The organism is Rhodanobacter sp. Soil_C_14, assembly GCF_057657335.1.
In genome coordinates this window covers 859,582-876,644 of record NZ_JBDGIQ010000001.1, presented here as the reverse complement: position 1 = coordinate 876,644, position 17,063 = coordinate 859,582, and the positions used below count along the sequence as shown (strand labels likewise).

Sequence of the window (17,063 nt, the reverse complement as noted above, 5' to 3'; positions counted from 1 at the left end):
TCAGGACGAAAAGGCACTCTGACCCCGCTCAGGCCTACCCGGCTATTTGCGCCGTCGTGGCGGAGCGGGCGCCGGGGCCAGGCCGGACAGCAGCAGGTCGAGCAGTTGGGCGAACGCCGCGTCCTCGCCGGGTTGACCCCAGAGGTGGGAAAGCCCCGGGTAGTGGAAGCGCGCCGTGGCATCGAACAGGGCTCGTGCGGTGGCGGCGGGATCGAGCTGGCGGAAATCGCCACTGGCCACGCCGGCGGCAATGATCGAGGCGATCTGCTGCTGCATGCGTCCCTTGTGCTCGGCGATGGCATCGCCCGCTTCCGCCGCAAGCGCGCTGTAGGTGGCGAACAGCTCGGGGTCACCCAGCACGTTGTCACGCTTGGCCTGGCGCAGGGTGGAGAACCACTGGCGCAGGCGCGCCGGCGGCGGCGTGCGGCTGTTGGCGATCGCCTGCAGCGGCGCCATCGACCGCGCCAGCCAGCCGCGCAGCACCGCCTCGCGCAGCGCCGCCTTGCTGGCGAAATGGCGGTACACGCTGCCGTGGCTGACCCCGAGCGCCTGCGCCACGTCGACCACGGTCGCCTTGCCGGGGCCGTAGCGGCGCAGGACATCCTCGGCGGCAGCGAGGATGCGTTCGGGGGTGAGGACGGAGTCGTTCATGCCGCCGATTCAAGCACATCGAGCGTGGCGCAGACGAGTTCGTCCGCCACGTAACCCAGCGGGATGCGGCCGCAGACGTGTTCCGTCGAGCGCTTCTCGAAACCGATCCAGCCGCTGTTGAAGCCGTCCAGCATGGCGATGCGCGGTGCGGTGCGATCGGCCGGCATGCCTTCGTCCACGAAGCGCGCCGCCCATTGCTCGCGCGGTATCGCGATCGTCTCCACGTCGTGCTCCAGCACGGCGGCCAGCGACTGCGCCATGTCGAGCGGGCTGTAGCGTCGCGGACCCTCCACCTCGATCACCCGGCGACCGAACCAGGTTTCCTCGAGCGTGTTGGCGACGGTGCGGCCCACGTCGTCGGTGGAGACCATCGGTATCGGACGGTCGAGCGGCTGCAGGTGGCTGGCAAGCCGCCCCTCGAATTGCGCCAGCGGCACATCCCAGCGCAGGTTCTCCATGAACCAGGCGGCGCGCACGTGGGCGCGCGGCATCGGCAGCGCGTCCAGCGCCTGTTCCAGCAGGTGCAGCTGGGTGATCAGGCCCAGGTCGCGTTCCTGCTGGGCGCCGATCGACGACAGCGCCACGATCTTCGGCGGCTGTGCCTTGCGCAGGGCGGCGGTCAGCGTGTCGATCAGGGCGCGCGGTTCGGCGAAGTCCGCATCGGGAGCGAAGTTGGCCGGCAGCATCACGAACACGCCTTCGACGCCGCTGAAGGCCGCGGCCAGTGCCTTCGCGTCCGACCAGTCGGCGACGACGATCTCGGCGCCGCGTGCGGCCCACGCCGCGGCCCTGCTCCTGTTGCGCACGATGGCGCGCACGCGCTCGCCGCGCTCCAGCAGGTATTTCGCGGCGGCGCTGCCGACCTGCCCGGTGATGCCCATGATGGCGTACATGTGATGTCCTCGAAGAAGGGAGGGAGGGTGTCCAGCGGTGTCGGGCTGGCTGTCGGGCGCCGCCGCGAGTGCAGGGGATGGCCGTTGCTGGTTGGCGGGTCGGCCCGGGGCTGCGTTCGACGCGTGCCGATGTTAGACAATTGACTGACAGATTTCAATATCTGTCAGTCAATTGTTCAAACCGTGATCCCGCCGGACGCCATCGGTGGTTGGAAACGCCCGTCGGGGCTACACTTTCGAACTTCCCCGCCCGCCACTTCACGAGGTCAGAATGTTCCCCAAGGACTGCACGATTGCCGGTTACGACGACGAACTGGCCAAGGCCATCGCCGATGAAGGCCGCCGCCAGGAAGATCATGTCGAGCTGATCGCCTCGGAGAACTACGCCAGCCCGCGAGTGATGGAAGCGCAGGGTTCGAAGCTGACCAACAAGTACGCCGAGGGTTACCCGGGCAAGCGCTACTACGGCGGCTGCGAGTACGTGGACGTGGCCGAGAAGCTGGCGATCGACCGGCTGAAGCAGCTGTTCGACTGCGACTACGCCAACGTGCAGCCGCACTCCGGCTCGCAGGCGAACCAGGCGGTGTACCTGGCGCTGCTGCAGCCGGGCGACACGATTCTCGGCATGTCGCTCGCCCATGGCGGCCATCTCACCCATGGCGCCAAGGTCAACATCAGCGGCAAGCTGTTCAACGCGGTGCAGTACGGCGTCGATGAAAATGGCCTGATCGACTACGACGAAGTGCAGCGCCTCGCCACCGAGCACCAGCCGAAGATGCTGGTCGGCGGCTTCAGCGCCTACTCGCAGGTGGTCGACTGGGCGCGCATGCGCCAGATCGCCGATTCGGTCGGCGCGCTGTTCTTCGTCGACATGGCCCACGTCGCCGGCCTGGTCGCCGCCGGTGTGTACCCGAGCCCGCTGCCGCATGCGCACGTGGTCACCTCGACCACCCACAAGACGCTGCGCGGCCCGCGCGGCGGCATCATCGTGAGCAAGGGCGCCGGCGAAGAGATCGAGAAGAAGCTGCAGTCGATCGTGTTCCCCGGCATCCAGGGCGGCCCGCTGATGCACGTGATCGCGGCCAAGGCGGTGGCGTTCAAGGAAGCGCTGGAGCCGGCGTTCAAGACTTACCAGGCCCAGGTGGTGAAGAACGCCAAGGCGATGGCGAAGACCTTCATCGAGCGCGGCTACAAGATCGTCTCCGGCGGCACCGAGAACCACCTGATGCTGGTCGACATGATCGGCAAGGAAGTCACCGGCAAGGCGGCCGAGGAAGCGCTGGGCAAGGCGCACATCACGGTCAACAAGAACGCCGTGCCGAACGATCCGCGCAAGCCCTTCGTCACCTCGGGCCTGCGCGTCGGTTCGCCCGCCGTCACCACCCGCGGCTACATGGAAGGGGACGTGATCGAACTGACGCAGTGGATCTGCGACGTGCTGGACGCGCCGGACGACGAGGCAGTGATCGCCCGCGTGCGTGAGGCGGTGACGGCGCAGTGCAAGAAGTTTCCGGTCTACGGTTGACTCGGGAACGGAGAACGGGGAACGGGGAACATGGAGGTTCCAGTGGCTTGCGACTATCGAGACTTGCGGGTTTGGCAGGACGCCATGAAGTTGGCGGAGTCTGTTTATTCGGTGACTCGTGGATTTCCGTCAGATGAGCGCTTTGGGTTGACGGCACAAATGCAGCGAGCGGTTGTTTCAGTAGCTTCGTGCATCGCTGAAGGCAACGCGCGTAGTTCGATCCGCGATTATTTGAGGTTTTTGTCGATGTCATCGGGATCACTGGCCGAATTGGAAACACAGATGCTCTTGGCGGAGCGGCTTGGCTATGTCGCGGCACGAGACGCCGCAGCGCCGTTGACGGCATTGCGTTCGATAGCCCGTCAACTTCAGTCCCTGAAAAAGGCGCTGTCAGGCAAACTGTCCGGGACCTCCCCGTTCCCCGTTCCCCGTTCCTCGTTCCCCGCTCCCTGATGCACTGCCCCTTCTGCCAGCACGAAGACACCCGCGTGATCGACTCGCGACTGACCGAGGATGGCAGCACCGTGCGTCGCCGGCGCGAGTGCCCGCAGTGCGGCGAGCGCTTCAATACGTACGAAACCGCCGAGTTGAAATTGCCGACGATCGTGAAGAGCGGCGAGCGGCGCGAGACGTTCGACGAGCGCAAGCTGCGGGTGAGTTTCGAGCGTGCGCTGCAGAAGCGGCCGGTGGCCAGCCACGACGTGGATGCCGCGGTGCGCGCGATCATCAACGACCTGCGCCGCAGCGGCGAGCGCGAGGTGCCCTCGCGCCAGCTCGGCGAGCTGGTGATGCGCGAGCTGAAGAACCTCGACCAGGTCGCCTACGTGCGCTTCGCCTCGGTCTATCGCAAGTTCGAGGACGTGCAGGCCTTCCGCGAGGAGATCGAGCGGCTCGAGCGCGACCTGCCGGGACTGGCCGATCTGCAGCTGCCCCTGCTCGGTGGCGGCAAGCGCGAAGGCAAGTGACGGATTCCTTTTCGGCGATTGATCACGCCCACATGGCGCACGCCCTGCGCCTGGCCGAGCGTGGCCTGTTCACCACCCAGCCGAATCCGCGGGTCGGCTGCGTCATCGCGCATGGCGACGACGTGGTCGGCACGGGTTTTCACCAGCGTGTCGGCGAGCCGCATGCGGAGGTCTTCGCGCTGCGCGAAGCGGGCGGGTCGGCGCGCGGCGCCACCGCTTATGTAACGCTGGAACCCTGCGCGCATCACGGCCGCACGCCGCCTTGCGCCGACGCGCTGGTCGCCGCGGGCGTGCGCCGCGTGGTGATCGCCAGCGAGGACCCGTTCCCGCAGGTCAACGGCCGCGGCATCGACCGGCTGCGCGCGGCCGGCATCATGGTCGAGACGGGCCTGCAGCGCGAGGCGGCCCGCGAATTGAATGCGGGCTTCTTCAGCCGGATCGAGCGTGGCCGTCCGTTCGTGCGGGTGAAGCTGGCGATGAGCCTGGACGGGCGCACGGCGCTGGCCAACGGCGAATCGAAATGGATCACCGGCGAGGCCGCGCGTGCCGACGTGCAGCGCTGGCGCGCCCGCAGCTCGGCGGTCCTCACCGGCAGCGGCACCGTGCTGGCCGACGATCCGCGACTCACCGTGCGGCTGGACGGGGGCGACGAGTTCAGCCCGCCGCTGCGCGTGGTGCTCGATCGCCAGCTGCGCACGCCGCCCGGCAGCCACGTGCTGGACGGGTCGGCGCCGACCCTCGTCCTGCATGGCGCCGCGGCATCTTGTGCGGACGAGCGTTTCGCCCGGATCGAGCGGATGGCCGTGGCGACACGGGGCGACATGATCGACCTGCACGCCGTGCTCGGTCTGCTGGCCGGCCGCGGCTGCAACGAGGTGCATGTCGAGGCTGGCCCGACCCTGTGCGGCGCGCTGTTCGCCGCCGGCCTGGTCGACGAATTGCTGCTGTATGTCGCGCCGATCCTGCTGGGCGACAGCGCCCGGCCGCTGCTGCAACTGCCTGCCCTTACCGACATGGCGCAGCGCTGGCAGCTCACGCTGCGGCAGCAACAACTGCTGGGCGCGGACTGGCGATTGCAGCTGCGTCCCGCCTGAGCCAGGTGTTGTGGCACCCGGGTGAACACTGCATTCGCCGCGGCAACATGCGGTCGCGCCACGCCGCGGTGCTAGAATTTGCCGTCGGCCTCGGCCGGCAACCATGCACAGCGTCTTCAGGGCGGGGCGAAATTCCCCACCGGCGGTAGGTTCCTCGGAACGAGCCCGCGAGCGCTTCCGGCCAGGCCGGAAGGTCAGCAGATCCGGTCAGACTCCGGAGCCGACGGTTGGAAGCGGGCGACCGCTTCCTCACAGTCCGGATAAAGAGAAGACGGCCAGACGCGCGCCCTTGCCGGTGCGTGTCTGGCCTGATGCCTTGTGGCGTACTCGCTTAACTTCATGCGGGATACGTTTCATGAAAGCCATTGCGTCCATGCAGTCCACCGCCCTCCTGCCGGAGGCGCGCTGATGTTCACCGGCATCATCCAGACCGTGGGCCGCGTCGTGCGGCTCGAACCGCGCGGCGGCGACGTGCGCCTGCACGTCGACACTGCCGACCTCGACCTCGCCGATGTGCAGCTCGGCGATTCCATCGCCGTCTCCGGCGTCTGCCTCACCGCGATCACGCTGGAGCCGCGCGGCTTCAGCGCCGACGTCTCCAACGAGACCTTGTCGCTGACTTCGCTGGGCCAACTGAAGGCCGGCGATCCGGTGAACCTGGAAAAGGCCTTGCGGCTGGCCGACCGCCTCGGCGGACACCTGGTGTCCGGCCACGTCGACGGGCTGGGCAAGGTGGTGTCGATCACCCCGGACGGCCGCTCGCAGCGCTGGACGTTCGAGGTGCCGGCGACGATCTCGCGCTACATCGCGGCCAAGGGTTCAGTCTGCATCGACGGCACCAGCCTCACCGTCAACGAAGTCGCCGGGTCACGATTTGGCGTCAACCTGATCCCGCACACGGTCGAGCACACCGCGTTCCACGCGCGCCGCGCCGGCGACCCGGTGAACATCGAGGTGGACGTGATCGCACGCTATGTCGAGCGGCTGCTGGCCAGCGGCGAGGCGCCGCGGCTGGACGAAAATTTCCTCAAGCAACACGGCTTCGCCTGAAGACGAGAAGTGAGTGGAGAGGAGTGAGAAGTGAGAGAAAGCATCTCGATGCCGCGGCTCTCTCTCACCTCTCACTCCTCTTCACTCACTCCTTCATTTATCGCGATCAAATCAAACCTTCCCGGACCCCCACCATGCCCTTCAACACCATCCCCGAAATCCTCGAAGACATCCGTGCCGGTCGCATGGTGGTGATCCTCGACGACGAAGACCGCGAGAACGAAGGCGACCTGATCATGGCCGCGCAAATGGTGCGGCCCGAAGACATCAACTTCATGGTGCGCGAGGCGCGCGGCCTGGTCTGCGTCACCCTGACCGAGCAGCGCACGCGCCAGCTGGGCCTGAAGCCGATGGTCAGCGACAACACTTCGTCCTACCACACCAACTTCACCGTCTCGATCGAGGCGGCCGAAGGCGTCACCACCGGTATCTCGGCGCATGACCGCGCGCGCACCATCCAGGTCGCCGTGAAGAACGACGCGAAGCCGCAGGACCTGGCCCAGCCCGGCCACATCTTCCCGCTCACCGCGCAACCCGGCGGCGTGCTGACCCGGGCCGGCCACACCGAGGCCGGTTGCGACCTGGCCGCGCTGGCTGGGCTGGAGCCGTCGGCGGTGCTGATCGAGATCCTGCATGAGGACGGCTCGATGGCGCGTCGGCCGGAACTGGAAGTCTTTGCGGCCAAACATGGGTTGAAGATCGGCTCGATCGCCGACCTGATCCGCTACCGGCTGGAGACCGAGAAGACCGTGCAGCGCGTGCACGACGAAATGGTCGAGACCGAGTTCGGCATGTTCCGGCTGATCGCCTATCGCGACGTGATCCGACGCGGCCTGCACTACGCGCTGGTGCGCGGAACCGTCGATGACGGCGCGCCGGTGCTGTCGCGCGTGCACGTGCGCAACACCTTGTCCGACGTGCTGCACCTCAAGCGCGACGACCTCGGCCTCACCGTGACCTCGGCCCTGCGCCGGATCGCCGACGAGGATCGCGGCGTGTTGCTGGTGCTGTCCGGCGAGGACACGCCAGAAGCCTTGCTGGCAAGGCTGCAGCGCCAGCCCAGCACGCAGGCCCCGGAAGATGCGCAACAGCAGGAGTGGCGCCAGCTGGGCCTGGGCGCGCAGATCATGGGCGATCTCGGCGTGCGCCGGCTGCGCGTGCTGGGCACGCCGCGCAAGCTGGTCGGCCTGGCCGGCTTCGACCTGGAAGTCGTCGAATACGTGTAGGAAAAGCGCCGAGCATTGCCACGCAATGCCCATGCCACGACCGCATAATCCAGCTTTCCGTCATCGACCATGCCCATGTCCGCAACCCGCATCCGCCTGATCGCCCCTTCCGGCTACCCGCACGATCGCGCCGCGATGACGCGTGGCGTGGAACGCCTGCAGGCTGCAGGTTGCACGGTGGACGGACTGGAAGTGCTCGATCGCACCGAGCAACGCTACGCAGGCAGCGACGCCGAGCGCGCGGCCGACCTCAATGCGCTGGCGACGCTGGACGTGCTGCCCGACATCGCGCTGGCGATCCGCGGCGGTTACGGCGCCACGCGTTTGCTGGCGGGGCTGGATTACGAGGCGCTGCGCGAGCGCCTGCAGGGCAGCAACACCTTGCTGGTCGGCTACAGCGATTTCACCGCCGTGCAGCTGGCGCTGTACGCGCGCAGCGGGCTGTGCACGTTCAGCGGGCCGATGCTGGGCGCCGATTTCGGCGCGGCGACGCCCAGCGATTTCACCTGGCGGCATTTCTGGGACACCGTGCGTGCGCCCTCGGCGCAGCTCGAGTGGAACACGGCGCCCGACGCCGAACTCGACGTGGAGGGCCCGCTGTGGGGCGGCAACCTGGCGGTGCTGTGCAGCCTGGTCGGCACGCCATATTTCCCGGACATCGACGGCGGCATCCTGTTCGTCGAGGATGTCGGCGAGCCGCCGTTCCGCATCGAACGCCTGCTGTACCAGCTGCACCTGTCCGGGGTGCTGGGGCGACAACGGGCGCTGGTGCTGGGCGACTTCAGCCAGTGCCGTCCCAGCGGCTACGACAACGGTTACGGCCTGGCCGAAAGTTTCGAACAGATCCGCCGGGCCAGCGGTGTGGCCGTGATCGGAGGCCTGCCGACCGGCCACGAGCCCGACAAATTCACCTTGCCCTTTGGCGCGGCGGCGCGCTTGCGCGTCTCGGGCGGCAAGGCCCGGCTCAACTTCGGCGGCTATCCGCACCTGCCGCCCGGCGTCTGAGCGCTTTGCTCCTCCCCCTGCATGCAGGGGGAGGTTGGGAGGGGGTAAGGCTTTTGACATTCAGATCAAGAGCGGACCCCACCCCAACCCCCCTGCGCAGCAGGGGAGGGAGCCAAACGGGCAGGATCGTCGGCAAACCCGTAAAATGCCCGGTCTGCCTGGGCCGCGCGTCCAACCAAGGAAATCTGCAATGAAGATCATCGAAGGCGATTTCGCCACGCCCAAGGGCCGTTTCGCCATCGTCGCCGGCCGTTTCAACGGCTTCGTGGTGGAACCACTGGTGGCCGGCGCCCGTGATGCGCTGGTGCGCCACGGCGTCAAGGACGATGCGATCGACCTGATCCGCGTGCCGGGCGCGTGGGAAATCGCGCTGGCCGCGCACAAGCTGGCCAACTCCGGCAAGTACGCGGCGGTGATCGCGCTGGGCGCGGTGATCCGCGGTTCCACTCCGCACTTCGACTACGTCGCCGGCGAATGCGCCAAGGGCCTGGCCCAGGCCGCGTACAGCTCCGGGGTGCCGGTGGCGTTCGGCGTGCTGACCACCGACAGCATCGAGCAGGCGATCGAGCGCTCGGGCACCAAGGCCGGCAACAAGGGCGCCGACGCCGCGATCGCCGCGCTGGAGATGGTCAACCTGTACGGGAACCTCGGATGAACCAGGGCATCGACATGCAGGCGCGCTCGCGCGCCCGCCGCCGCGCGCTTCAGGCGTTGTACGCGTGGCAGCTCAGCGGCAGCCACATGAATGCGGTGATCGACCAGTTCCGCCACGAGCAGGACATGGAAGTGGCCGACCTGGAGTATTTCGAGGACCTGCTGCACGGCGTGGAGAAGAACGTCGACGCGCTCGACGAAGTCCTGCGGCCGCACATCGACCGCGAGGTGGCCCAGGTCGATCCGATCGAGCGCGCGGCCCTGCGCCTGGCCGCGTATGAACTGAAGTTCCGCCCCGACGTGCCATACCGGGTGGTCATCAACGAGGCGATCGAGGTGACCAAGCGCTTCGGTGCCGACCACGGCCACAGCTACGTCAACGGCGTGCTGGACAAGCTGGCCGGCGAGTTGCGCGTGGTCGAGAAGCAGCACGGCCGCTGACCACCGACCGGGGCCGGCCGATGGAATTCCGACTGATCGAACGCATCCGCGAACTCACCGCCCAGGCGCGTGACGACGTGCAGCTGGGCATCGGCGACGACGCCGCGCTGCTGCTGCCGCCGGTCGGACAGCATCTGGCGGTCGCGCTGGACACCCTGGTCGAGGGCGTGCATTTCCCCCGCGGCACGGCTGCCGCCGACATCGGCTGGAAGGCGCTGGCGGTGAATCTTTCCGACCTTGCCGCGATGGGTGCCAGCCCGGCGTGGGCCTTGCTGGGGCTGACCCTGCCCAAGGCGGATGCCGACTTCGTCGAAGGTTTTGCCGAAGGCTTCGGCAAACTGGCCAGGCCGCATCGACTCGCCTTGGTCGGCGGCGACACGACGCGCGGTCCGCTGGCGATCAGCGTAACCGTGCATGGCTTCGTGCCGCCGGGCAAGGCATTGATCCGGGGTGGCGCGCGCGTCGGCGACGCGGTGCTGGTGACCGGCACGCTGGGCGATGCCGCGGCGGGTTTGCAGGCGCTGCAGCAACCGCTGTCCGATGACGACACCCGCGCCGGCCTGCGTGCCTTCCTGATCGAACGGCTCAACCGACCCACACCACGCCTGTCCGCCGGCGTCGCCCTGCGCGGCCAAGCCAGCGCCTGCGTCGACGTCTCCGACGGCCTGGTCGCCGACCTCGGCCACATCTGCAACAGTAGCGGCGTAGCCGCGGAAATCGACGCGGCACTGCTGCCGCGATCCTCGGCACTGATGGCGCTGTACGACGAAGCGGCTGCGCTGCAGTGCGCGCTGGGCGGCGGCGACGATTACGAACTCTGCTTCACCGTGCCGGCGGCACGGGTGGCCGACGTGCAGGCCGACCTGTCACGGCTGGGCTGTGGCGCGACCCGGATCGGGCGCATCGTCGAAGGCGCCGGCGTGCGCGTGCGCGGCCTCGATGGCGAGTGGATGAACACGGATCGGCCCGGCTGGGAGCATTTCGCGTGAGCGCAAAGAAGACCTTGAGCGCCGAGCAACGTCGCGCCTTGCTGGCCACGCCCGCCGGCTGGCTGGCCTCCGGTTTCGGCTCGGGCCTGGCGCCGGTGGCGCAAGGCACGTTCGGCTCGCTGGTCGCACTGCTGCCGTGGCTGTGGCTGCGCGAACTGTCGCTGCCGATCTACGTGGTGATCCTGCTGGCGGGTTTCGCGCTCGGCGTATGGGCATGCACCGCGGCCGGCGGCGCGCTCGGCGTCGACGATCACCGCAGCCTGGTCTGGGACGAATTCATCGGCCAGTGGATCGCGCTGTTGCCGTTGCTGGTGCTGCCTGCACCGTGGTGGTGGATCATCATCGGCTTCGCCCTGTTCCGCCTGTTCGACGTGTGGAAACCCTGGCCGATCCGCTGGCTGGACCGCCGCGTGAAAGGCGGCTTCGGCGTGATGATCGACGACGTGATCGCCGGCGTGTTTGCGGCCATTGTGCTGGCGCTGGCCATCCGCTTCCTGTAGGACGGGCGCTGGGGCCGCGGCCACGTTTCCATACGAAAGCGGCGCCCTTTCCGCGCCGCCGCAGGGCGTTCCGAGGCCGAATGTCATTCCGCAGGCGCGGCTTCGACTTCCTCGCTCCCCAAAGCTGCGACCATCCTTGGTCGCTCTCCACGTGCGCACCTGCGACGCTACGCTCAGCCCGAACGGGGTTCGGGTTCAGGCCCGTGATGCACGATCCGCCGCACCCCGATCTCCTTGGGCATAGCCGCGCAGCGGCGGAGTGGAAGGGACCGTTGTCGCCGCGCGGTGAGCAACCGCCCGTCACGTGCCCAGGGCGTAGACTTTCCGTTCCCCGTTCCCCGTTCCCCGTTCCCCGTTCAGGAGTTCTCCCATGCAATACCGCCGCCTCGGTACGTCCGGCCTGCAACTTTCCGCGCTGTCGTTCGGCGCCTGGGTCACCTTCGGCAAGCAGGTGGGGCGCGGGGAGGCGCGCGAGCTGCTGGCGCTGGCGCACGATCGCGGGGTGAATTTCTTCGACAACGCGGAGACCTACAACAACGGCGTGGCCGAGCAGGTGATGGGCGACGTGCTGGCTGACCTGCGCTTTCCACGCGACAGTTACTGCGTGTCCAGCAAGGTGTTCTTCGGCGCGGTGGACAAGCCGCTGCCGACCCAGCGCGGGCTGTCGCGCAAGCACGTGATGGAAGCCTGCACGCAGGCGCTGCAGCGCTTGCGCGTGGATTACCTGGATCTGTACTTCTGCCATCGCCCCGATCCGGAGTCGCCGATCGCCGAGACGGTGATGGCGATGGACACGCTGGTGCGCCAGGGCAAGGTGCTGTATTGGGGCACCAGCGAATGGCCGGCCGAGGCGATCCACGAGGCGCACCGGATCGCCCGCGAGAACCATCTATACGCTCCGGTGATGGAGCAGCCGCAATACAACCTGCTGCACCGCGAGCGGGTGGAACAGGAGTACGCGCCGCTGTATGCGGCGTACGGCATGGGCACCACGATCTGGTCGCCGCTGGGCTCGGGCCTGCTCAGCGGCAAGTACAACGATGGCGTGCCGGCGGACTCGCGCCTGGCGCAGCCGGATTACGCGTGGTTGCGCGAAAGCGTGCTGGGCAAGGGTGACGAGCGGCTGCGCAAGGTGCGCGCCCTGCAGCCGCTCGCCGATGAGCTGGGTGGCAGCCTGGCGCAACTGTCGATCGCCTGGTGCCTGCTCAATCCGCACGTGTCCACGGTGATGCTGGGCGCGAGCCGGCGTGAGCAGCTGGAACAGAATCTGGGCGCGCTGGAAGTGTTGCCGAAGCTGGACGCAACGCTGGCGCAGCGGATCAGGACGATCGTCGAAGCCGCCTGACTGCACGCGGGCGGGCAGGGCGGTTGACAGGCTAATGAGAATCATTATCATCAAAGCCGTCACTCTTCTTTCGTGGATTTGCCCATGTCCGTCCTGTCACTGAGCCATTCCATGCCATCCCGGTCGATCCAGCGGCCGGTGTTGGCGTTGCCCGCCACGTCGCCGGTGGCTGCGCGACGCGTTTCCAGCCACACGCTGCTGGAAGGCGAGCGCGAGCTGGTGATCCAGCACCAGGGCAGCGAGTACCACCTGCGCCTCACCCGCAACGACAAGCTGATCCTGACCAAATAGCCCTGCGTCGTCCGCGTCCGGGTGGGCGGCGCCCATCTCCCCAGCCTCAGCCAGCGCGTCGCTTGCGGCGCCCGCCGGGCCATTCCGCCCGAGGTGATCGATGTTCGTTCCGCCAGTCCATCGGCTGCAGGATCTGCGGCGGGCCAGGCCGGCCCCGGCCATCCATTGGCGCTGCCTGCGCACGACCCCGGCGCAGCTGGTCGAGCGCCTGCCCGAACTGGGCAGCGTGCTCTACGTGCCGATGCGGCCCGACGGCACGCTGCTGCGCGAATGGCCCCGCGGCCTGCTGGTCGACATGATGCAGCTGGCGCCGCTGCTGCAGACCCGCAGCCTGGCCGCCGCCGGCACGATCACCAGCGAAGGTCCGCGCGAGTGGATCGAATGCCTGGATCGCGAAGGCCGCGGTTGTGCCCGCCTGCATCTGTTGCCGGACACCGACTACCTGGCGTGGGATCGATTGCTCGATCACGGCCGGGCGGTGCCGGGAACTCGACCTTCGCGCCGGCTGCGCCAGCCGCGTCCGGTGTACGCGAAGGTGCTGCGCTTCCACGCCCGCAGGCTGGGCGGCCTCGTCGTGCTGGGCGCCGAACCGCGCCTGCCGATCTCGCCGCTGGGCCGGCAAGTCGCCGGCCAGATCGCACAAGCCGAGGCAGTGCCGCTGCAACTGGCCAACAGCGACTAGCTCGCGAAAGCCGCGGGTCCCGCATGTTCGTCCGACCGTCCGTCGAGTGTCCGCGGACACCGGAGACGGCCGCGCGGTGTTGCGGAAGTCATTGAAGAACTTCGAATATTTCTGTGTGCTGATGGTGGCACGCGGATTGCATCGACCTGCCTGCAACCGCGCTGTCCGCGGTCAGGAACGGCATGATGATTCGCGACACTTCTGCGCAGGACAAACTGGTCCAGGTCAAATCCCATCCCAAACGCCGGCTGATCCTGGCGGGCGCCGGCGTGCTGGTGCTGGCCCTGCTGGCCTGGCTGGCGCCAGGGATCAGCCGGATGTTCTCGGCCTCCGCGTCGGTGAGCAGTTCGCGGCTGGCGTTCGCCACCGTCGAACGCGGCCCGTTCGTGCGTGACATCGCCGCCGAAGGCAAGGTGGTCGCGGCGGTCAGCCCGACCCTGTACGCCACTTCCGGTGGTGCGGTCACACTGAAGGTGCACGCCGGCGACACGGTGAAGATCGGCCAGGTGCTGGCGACCATCGTCAGCCCCGAGCTGACCAACAAGCTGGCGCAGGAACAGAGCAACGCCGACGCGATGGAAGTGGATTACCAGCGCGCGCAGATCGACGCGCGCAAGAAGCGCGGCGAACTGCAGAAGGCATTCGACAACGGCAGGATCGACGAGCAGGCTGCCGAGCGCGATCTCGACCGCAACCAGAAGGCCTTTGCCAAGGGTGCCGTGCCGGGGATGGACGTGGACCGCGCCAAGGACGCGCTGCAGAAGGCGAAGATCACCCTGCAGCATGCGCAGGCGGACCTGGGCATGGACAACGCCAGCCTCAACTTCGACATCCAGTCGAAGAAGCTTGCGCACGAGCGCCAGCTGCTGCTGGTGAAGGATCTGCAGCGTCAGGTCGACGACCTCAACGTGAAGTCGCCGGTGGACGGCCAGGTCGGCCAGCTGTTCATCGCCGAGCGCGCCACCGTGGCGAAAGATGCCCAGCTGCTCAGCGTGATCGACCTGTCTGCGCTGCAGGTGGAGATGCAGGTGCCGGAAAGCTTTGCCCGCGACCTCGGCATCGGCATGGCCGGCGAGATCAGTGGCAACGGCCACACCTGGAAGGGCCTGGTCAGCGCGATCTCGCCCGAAGTGGTCAACGGCCAGGTCGCCGCGCGGCTGCGCTTCGAGGGCGAGACGCCGAAGCAGCTGCGCCAGAACCAGCGCCTGTCGGTACGCGTGCTGCTGGACAAGCGCGACAACGTGCTGACCGTGCAGCGCGGCTCCTTCGTCGACGAATCCGGCGGCAGCTACGCCTACCTGGTGCGCGACGGCATCGCCAAGAAAACCCCGATCCGCGTCGGTGCCTCCAGCATCGACAAGGTGGAGATCCTCGAAGGTCTGAAGGAAGGCGACCGCATCGTGATCTCCGGCACCGACAGCTTCAAGAGCGCGGCCACGGTCGCGATAAGCAACTAAAGACTTTCTCCCTCCCCTGCGTGCAGGGGAGGGCTGGGGTGGGGTAGCTCTTCGTCACGCAAGATCAAAAGCGTCACCCCCTCCCAGCCTCCCCCTGCGAAGCAGGAGGAGGGGCAAAACATCATCACCACCACCAAAGGACGTAACCATGCTGAAGATGACCCACCTGTCCAAGGTCTACCGCACCGAAGTGGTGGAGACCTATGCGCTGCGCGATTTCAACATCGACGTGAAGGAGGGCGAGTTTGTCGCCGTCACCGGTCCGTCCGGCTCGGGCAAGACCACCTTCCTGACCATCGCAGGCCTGCTGGAAACCTTCACCGGCGGCGAGTACCACCTCGACGGCATCGAGGTGAGCAACCTCAACGACAACGCCCGTTCGAAGATCCGCAACGAGAAGATCGGCTTCATCTTCCAGGCGTTCAACCTGATCCCCGACCTCAACGTGTTCGACAACATCGAGGTGCCGCTGCGCTACCGCGGCATGAAGGCCGCCGAGCGCAAGCAGCGGATCATGGAGTCGCTGGAGCGCGTCGGCCTCGCCTCGCGCGCCAAGCACTACCCGGCCGAACTCTCCGGCGGCCAGCAGCAGCGCGTGGCGATCGCCCGTGCGCTGGCCGGCTCGCCGCGCCTGCTGCTGGCCGACGAACCGACCGGCAACCTGGACACCCAGATGGCCCGCGGCGTGCTCGAACTGCTCGAGGAAATCCACCGCGACGGCGCCACCATCGTGATGGTCACGCACGACCCGGAGCTGGCCGCCCGTGCCCAGCGCAACGTGCACATCATCGACGGCCAGGTGGTCGAGTTGTCCGAGGACCCGCGCTTCCACAGCGTGCACGCGGCCGCCGACGGGGCGCATGGCTGAGAGACAGGAAATGGGGAGTTGGGAATAGGGAATCGTTGAGAGCAAATGCTCGCGAGGCCACCGCTTCCCCACTCCCGATTCCCCATCCCCCCATCCCGGAACTCGACATGTTCGCTTACTACCTTCAACTCGGCCTGCGCAGTTTGCGGCGCAACCCCATGCTCACGGCGCTGATGGTGATGGCGGTGGGTTTTGGGGTGGCCGCGTCGATGATCACCTGGTCGGTGTTCCGTGCGGTGTCGGGTGATCCGATCCCGGCCAAATCCTCGCAGCTGTACACGGTGCTGATCGACAACCGCGGTCCGCAGTACAACGACAATGGCGAGCCGCCCGAGGCACTCACCTATACCGACGCCACCGCCCTGGTCGCGGCGCGCAAGGCCACGCACCAGACACTGTTCTACAACGTGGCGCCGTCGGTGCTGCCCGAGGGCAACCAGAGCCTGCCGTTCATCGCCGACGGCTACGCCACCAACGCCGACTTCTTCAACATGTTCGACGTGCCGTTCGAGTACGGCGGCGCCTGGCATGCCGGCGACGACGACGGCCGCGCCGCGGTGGCGGTGATCAGCCACGAGCTCAACCAGCAGCTTTTCAACGGCGCCAACAGCGTGGGCCGCGAGATCACCATGGATCGGCACAGCTACCGCATCGTCGGGGTGACCGCGCACTGGGATCCGAAGCCGCGCTTCTACGACCTGTTCAGCAGCAATGCCTTCGGCGATCCGGTGCAGTTGTACCTGCCGTTCACCCGGGCGATCGATGTGGCGATGGACACCTCCGGGCGCAACAACTGCGGCAGCAATACGGATTTCGGTGTCGGCCGCGAAGCCTGGCTGCACGGCGAATGCGTGTGGATCCCGGTGTGGGTGGAACTGGCCGATCCGGCCGCCGCGAACAGCTACCGCGAATTCCTGACCCACTATGCTGCCGACCAGCAGCGTGCCGGCCGCTTCCACTGGGCGCCGAACGTGCGCCTGCGCGACGTCAATGACTGGCTCGACTACAAGCAGGTGGTGCCGCCGGAAAGCCGCATCTCGCTGATGGTGGCACTGGGCTTCTTCGCGATCTGCCTGGTCAACACCATTGGCCTGCTGCTGGCCAAGTTCATGCGCCGCGCCGCCGAGATCGGCGTGCGCCGCGCGCTGGGTGCGCCGCGGCGCGAGATCTACCACCAGTTCCTGATCGAGGCCGGCGCCGTGGGTCTGGCCGGTGGCGTGCTCGGCTTGCTGCTCACCGCACTGGGCATGTTCGGCGTCGGCCTGCTGTTCGAGCCGGAGATCGCCAGGCTTGCGCATCTCGACCTGTCGCTGGTGGCGATGACCCTGCTGGTGGCGATCGCGGCCACCGTGCTGGCCGCGTTCTACCCCACCTGGCGCGCCGCGCAGGTGCAGCCGGCATGGCAGCTGAAATCCAACTGAGGAGGG

The 17,063-nt window shown here is 67.6% G+C and carries 19 protein-coding genes and 1 riboswitch; of the genes, 17 read left to right on the top strand and 2 right to left on the bottom strand.

The features are described 5' to 3' along the window. Positions 1-42 precede the first annotated feature (42 nt). Together AC3A56_RS04145 and AC3A56_RS04140 are read right to left on the bottom strand one after the other, a co-directional pair. Positions 43-651: a TetR/AcrR family transcriptional regulator gene (locus AC3A56_RS04145; protein ID WP_487769423.1), complete on the bottom strand. Its 609-nt coding sequence runs from the start codon at positions 649-651 to the stop codon at positions 43-45. Next, positions 648-1,544, bottom strand: coding sequence for an NmrA family NAD(P)-binding protein (locus AC3A56_RS04140; RefSeq protein WP_487769422.1), 897 nt, complete (start codon positions 1,542-1,544; stop codon positions 648-650). The genes AC3A56_RS04145 and AC3A56_RS04140 overlap by 4 nt, the downstream gene beginning before the upstream one ends. A 271-nt stretch (positions 1,545-1,815) precedes the next feature. Between AC3A56_RS04140 and glyA the strand changes: the two genes are divergently transcribed. From glyA to AC3A56_RS04055, 17 genes are all read left to right on the top strand, one after another. Further along, on the top strand, positions 1,816-3,069 hold the full coding sequence (gene glyA, locus AC3A56_RS04135) for a serine hydroxymethyltransferase (RefSeq protein ID WP_056717484.1): 1,254 nt from the start codon (positions 1,816-1,818) through the stop codon (positions 3,067-3,069). 30 nt (positions 3,070-3,099) lie between these two features. Further along, complete coding sequence (locus AC3A56_RS04130; RefSeq protein WP_487769421.1) at positions 3,100-3,522, top strand: four helix bundle protein; 423 nt, start codon at positions 3,100-3,102, stop codon at positions 3,520-3,522. Continuing rightward, on the top strand, positions 3,522-4,034 hold the full coding sequence (gene nrdR, locus AC3A56_RS04125) for a transcriptional regulator NrdR (RefSeq protein WP_056717486.1): 513 nt from the start codon (positions 3,522-3,524) through the stop codon (positions 4,032-4,034). The genes AC3A56_RS04130 and nrdR overlap by 1 nt, the downstream gene beginning before the upstream one ends. 32 nt (positions 4,035-4,066) lie before the next feature. Beyond that, a complete protein-coding gene (gene ribD / locus AC3A56_RS04120; protein WP_487769420.1) occupies positions 4,067-5,128 on the top strand; it encodes a bifunctional diaminohydroxyphosphoribosylaminopyrimidine deaminase/5-amino-6-(5-phosphoribosylamino)uracil reductase RibD in 1,062 nt (353 codons plus the stop codon). A gap of 108 nt (positions 5,129-5,236) precedes the next feature. Further along, positions 5,237-5,405, top strand: a riboswitch (FMN riboswitch). Positions 5,406-5,536: 131 nt separating this feature from the next. Then, positions 5,537-6,178: a riboflavin synthase gene (locus AC3A56_RS04115; RefSeq protein WP_487769419.1), complete on the top strand. Its 642-nt coding sequence runs from the start codon at positions 5,537-5,539 to the stop codon at positions 6,176-6,178. 134 nt (positions 6,179-6,312) lie between these two features. Then, on the top strand, positions 6,313-7,404 hold the full coding sequence (gene ribBA / locus AC3A56_RS04110) for a bifunctional 3,4-dihydroxy-2-butanone-4-phosphate synthase/GTP cyclohydrolase II (protein ID WP_056763990.1): 1,092 nt from the start codon (positions 6,313-6,315) through the stop codon (positions 7,402-7,404). Positions 7,405-7,479: 75 nt separating this feature from the next. Beyond that, positions 7,480-8,409, top strand: coding sequence for a muramoyltetrapeptide carboxypeptidase (gene ldcA / locus AC3A56_RS04105; RefSeq protein WP_056717490.1), 930 nt, complete (start codon positions 7,480-7,482; stop codon positions 8,407-8,409). A gap of 190 nt (positions 8,410-8,599) precedes the next feature. Further along, entirely contained in the window at positions 8,600-9,064 is a 465-nt protein-coding gene (gene ribH, locus AC3A56_RS04100; RefSeq protein WP_056717491.1) for a 6,7-dimethyl-8-ribityllumazine synthase, read from the top strand. After that, on the top strand, positions 9,061-9,504 hold the full coding sequence (nusB, locus tag AC3A56_RS04095; protein WP_056763993.1) for a transcription antitermination factor NusB: 444 nt from the start codon (positions 9,061-9,063) through the stop codon (positions 9,502-9,504). The genes ribH and nusB overlap by 4 nt, the downstream gene beginning before the upstream one ends. A 20-nt stretch (positions 9,505-9,524) precedes the next feature. Continuing rightward, a complete protein-coding gene (gene thiL / locus AC3A56_RS04090; RefSeq protein WP_056717493.1) occupies positions 9,525-10,493 on the top strand; it encodes a thiamine-phosphate kinase in 969 nt (322 codons plus the stop codon). Further along, positions 10,490-10,993 carry a phosphatidylglycerophosphatase A family protein gene (locus AC3A56_RS04085; protein ID WP_487769418.1) on the top strand — a complete coding sequence of 168 codons (504 nt, stop codon included), beginning with the start codon at positions 10,490-10,492 and terminating at the stop codon, positions 10,991-10,993. Before thiL ends, AC3A56_RS04085 begins: the two co-directional genes overlap by 4 nt. 370 nt (positions 10,994-11,363) lie before the next feature. Then, the gene (locus AC3A56_RS04080) at positions 11,364-12,338 is read left to right on the top strand and encodes a potassium channel beta subunit family protein (RefSeq protein WP_487769417.1); all 975 of its coding nucleotides are present in this window, start codon (positions 11,364-11,366) and stop codon (positions 12,336-12,338) included. Between the two features lie 84 nt (positions 12,339-12,422). Further along, entirely contained in the window at positions 12,423-12,629 is a 207-nt protein-coding gene (hemP, locus tag AC3A56_RS04075; protein ID WP_487769416.1) for a hemin uptake protein HemP, read from the top strand. A gap of 100 nt (positions 12,630-12,729) precedes the next feature. Continuing rightward, positions 12,730-13,311: a hypothetical protein gene (locus AC3A56_RS04070; RefSeq protein WP_487769415.1), complete on the top strand. Its 582-nt coding sequence runs from the start codon at positions 12,730-12,732 to the stop codon at positions 13,309-13,311. A 185-nt stretch (positions 13,312-13,496) separates the two neighbouring features. After that, the gene (locus AC3A56_RS04065) at positions 13,497-14,768 is read left to right on the top strand and encodes an efflux RND transporter periplasmic adaptor subunit (RefSeq protein ID WP_056717538.1); all 1,272 of its coding nucleotides are present in this window, start codon (positions 13,497-13,499) and stop codon (positions 14,766-14,768) included. A 148-nt stretch (positions 14,769-14,916) separates the two neighbouring features. Then, a complete protein-coding gene (locus AC3A56_RS04060; protein ID WP_056764002.1) occupies positions 14,917-15,636 on the top strand; it encodes an ABC transporter ATP-binding protein in 720 nt (239 codons plus the stop codon). 107 nt (positions 15,637-15,743) lie between these two features. Continuing rightward, on the top strand, positions 15,744-17,057 hold the full coding sequence (locus tag AC3A56_RS04055; RefSeq protein ID WP_487769414.1) for an ABC transporter permease: 1,314 nt from the start codon (positions 15,744-15,746) through the stop codon (positions 17,055-17,057). Positions 17,058-17,063 lie beyond the last annotated feature (6 nt).